Genomic DNA, 2,900 nt, shown 5'->3' on the forward strand with positions numbered 1-2,900 from the left:
CCGATCTGCACTGACGAGTGCCTTCGTGAGAGCTCGCATGCTGTTCCCCTCCGTTGACGTGCAATGGACGGAACCGACCGCACCGGCCGGCTCCGCAACGAGACTGCGGGTTAGGCGCGAAGTCCGGCCACAGTTGACGCAGAAGTGACCTCATCCCGGGACGTCCCACTCGCTGACCTGCCGCAACGTCGCCCACCGAGTCGCCACGGCGGGACGGCCGCGGGCGGCGTTGGCCGATTCTGCAGCAGGGCGGAGTCCCCCGCTCCGTGGGCGCAGTGACAGCTGAGGCAGAATGTGGCCGGGACACGTGGGGCCGGACCGGCGGTCCGGAACGCGAGTGGGGGAATCATGTCGCGTTGGAAAGAACTGCCCGCCGAACTGCACGTAGACGTCCGCCAGTTGATTGTGCGGTTGCGCAGACTGAAGGACCGCAGCGAACTGAGCACGCGTCAACTGGCCGCGAAGAGCGGGTACAGCGCGAAGTCGTGGCAGCGGTATCTGAATGGCAGGTCACTGCCGCCTCTGGAGGCCGTCGAGGCGATGGCCCGCATCGGCGGTGACGATCCGACCCGGCTGCTGGTGCTGCACGAGATCGCCGCCGAACGCTGGGCGGAGGGCCGCGTGGTCACCACCGGTGTCCCGGAGAGCACGCCGGCGGCGCCGGTACGCACGCCCACGGAGCAGCAGCCTGACGTGCGTTACCCGCGCGCCCTGGTCACAGCGGGAGCGGTGGCCCTGGTCCTGTCGGTCTCCGCGGCGCTCCTGCTGGCCGTGCGGCTCACCGACGCGCGCGCCCAGCTCGCGGACGAGCGCGCCGCTACGGTCGCGGCGGCCCCGGCCACCGTGTCGGAGTCCTTGGTGCCGGTCGTCTACACCTGCCGGCTGGAGCAGCAGGACGGCCGCTGGTATGTGGGCCTGAGCCGCACCACGGACACCATCCTGGCGTACACCCACATCGGGCCGGAAGTGGCCGAGGCGCAGTGTCTGCTGCGCCGGGCGGGCATCCCGCCGGGAGACATCGACGGCGTCTTCGGCCCGAAGACGCAGCGCGCGGTCGAGCGGGTCCAGACACGGGACGGGCTGGTCGTGGACGGTGTCATCGGCCCGCACACCTGGAAGGCCCTGCGCGAGGCGGCGCCGAAGTGAGCGCGGAACACGCCCGGCTGACCGCCGCACTGCGGGAGCTGCGGGCCGGTACGGGTCTGAGTCTGGCGGCGCTGTCGCAGCACACGGCGTACAGCAAGTCCTCGTGGGAGCGCTACCTCAACGGCAAGAGCCTGCCCCCTCGTCAGGCCGTACAGGACCTGTGCCGGGTCGCGAACGAACCGGACGGGCGGCTGTTGGCCCTGTGGGAGATCGCCGAGCCGCACTGGAACGGACGCGCGGCGGTCCCCTCCCCCGCCGCCGAAGAGCCGCGGCCCGAGCCGCAGGAACCACCCCAATCCCCCGAGACCAGGCGGCCGCACGGCCGCAGGGGCAGACTCATGGTGGTACTGGCATCTGTGTACACCATGATCGTCGGCGGTGCGGCACTGGTGCTCTTCCTGCTGCCGGACCACAAAGCCCCGCGGGACGAACCGCTCTCCGCCAACGAACCGTCTCTCGCCCCCCAATGCCACGGAGCCGCCTGCGAGGGCCGGGACCCGCTGCGCCTGATCTGCGGCATCGACCCCGACACCCTCACCACATACCGCACCACCACCGGCGCCCACGTGGAACTGCGCTACAGCAAGAAATGCGGCGCGAGCTGGGCCCGGACCTGGGGAACCAGGATCGGCGACCGGGTGGAGGTCAAGGCCGACGGCCCGACCCACGGCGTACACATCAAAAACAAGGACGACACGGAAACGTACATGTACACCGAGATGACCGCGGCCCACCCCGGCAGCACGATCCGGGCCTGCTACCGGCCCGCGTCGGCCAGCGGCGAACAAGAATGCGTCGAGGCCCGCGTGGGCGAGGCCGCCACCACGACCCGTCCGCCCTCACCTCAATAGCGTCATGCCCTCGGGCGCGTACGGGTTCTTCGCGTACGGGGTTCTTCGCGTACGGGTTCTTGGCGCAGCGGGTGGCGATGCCGCGCCAAGTGTTCATCGTGTCGATGAGCCTCTCGGTGGTGTTGCGTTCCTTGTAGAGCTCGGCGTCGAACTTGACGACAGAGCTTCAGATTCGATTACTTGCAGGCACCGCTCGATGGCGGCCACCATGTATCGGCGCCAGAGACGAGCGAAGGGACCGGCGAGAATCCAGCGACTTCCCGGAAGCGGCTTGAATTCGTATGTCCACCGGATGAGGGTGCCGTCGCCGTCGGGATGCCCTGAGCGTCGGACAGGACATGCAGTTTGCCGCCCTTCTTACCGCGATCCACCGGGTGCGGCCCGGTCAGCAGTCCCTCCGTTCCTTTCGTAGGGACAGACGCTGCGTCGATGATCGCCGGGGTTCAGTACCGCGCCGCTGGTGCCGAGTTCGTCCAGGGCCGCGCGGTGAAGACGGCGCCGCAGGCCCGCCTCGGTCCACGCCGTGATCGGGCGATGCGCTGTCGGGGAAGAGGTGCCGAACGTCGGCGGCTGCGAGTTGCTGAGACAGCGCAACGATTTGTGGCAGGAGACATGGGTTGGGTGACAGCAGGTCGGTGATTGCGGCTCAGATCGACTTGAGCACCCGGACCCGATCGGCGATGGCACGCCGTGCGACGTCGGAGTCGAAGGCGATGGAGTCGAACTCGTGCGGGACGCCGGGGTGAAGGTGGAACTCCACCGGCACGCCGGCGCGGCTGAGCTTGGTCGCGTAGGCGGTGTCCTCGTCGCGGAAGACGTCGAGCTGGCCGACCTCGATGTAGGCCGGCGGCAGGCCGGTCGCGTCCCCGAGCCGGGCCGGGGCCGCCGTGGCGGGGACATCGG

Annotated in this window: 3 protein-coding genes; 2 read left to right on the forward strand and 1 reads right to left on the reverse strand. The window is 69.4% G+C overall.

The window, feature by feature from the left end; genetic code table 11:
- Nucleotides 1-348: 348 nt before the first annotated feature.
- Both O3Q52_RS51510 and O3Q52_RS51515 read left to right on the forward strand, forming a co-directional pair.
- Nucleotides 349-1,146 carry a peptidoglycan-binding protein gene (locus tag O3Q52_RS51510; protein ID WP_269655308.1) on the forward strand — a complete coding sequence of 266 codons (798 nt, stop codon included), beginning with the start codon at nt 349-351 and terminating at the stop codon, nt 1,144-1,146.
- Nucleotides 1,143-1,997 carry an XRE family transcriptional regulator gene (locus O3Q52_RS51515; RefSeq protein ID WP_269655309.1) on the forward strand — a complete coding sequence of 285 codons (855 nt, stop codon included), beginning with the start codon at nt 1,143-1,145 and terminating at the stop codon, nt 1,995-1,997. Before O3Q52_RS51510 ends, O3Q52_RS51515 begins: the two co-directional genes overlap by 4 nt.
- A gap of 646 nt (nt 1,998-2,643) precedes the next feature.
- Here O3Q52_RS51515 and O3Q52_RS51520 read toward each other — a convergent pair.
- A partial coding sequence (locus tag O3Q52_RS51520) for an alpha/beta hydrolase (protein WP_269655310.1) occupies nt 2,644-2,900 on the reverse strand: 257 nt, incomplete at its 5' end.

Source organism: Streptomyces sp. ActVer (assembly GCF_027270795.1).
GTDB lineage: Bacteria > Actinomycetota > Actinomycetes > Streptomycetales > Streptomycetaceae > Streptomyces > Streptomyces umbrinus_A.

Coding starts and splice junctions, on each gene's coding strand:
- O3Q52_RS51510 (WP_269655308.1), top strand. CDS start 349: ATGTCGCGTTGGAAAGAACTGCCCGCCGAACTGCACGTAGACGTCCGC.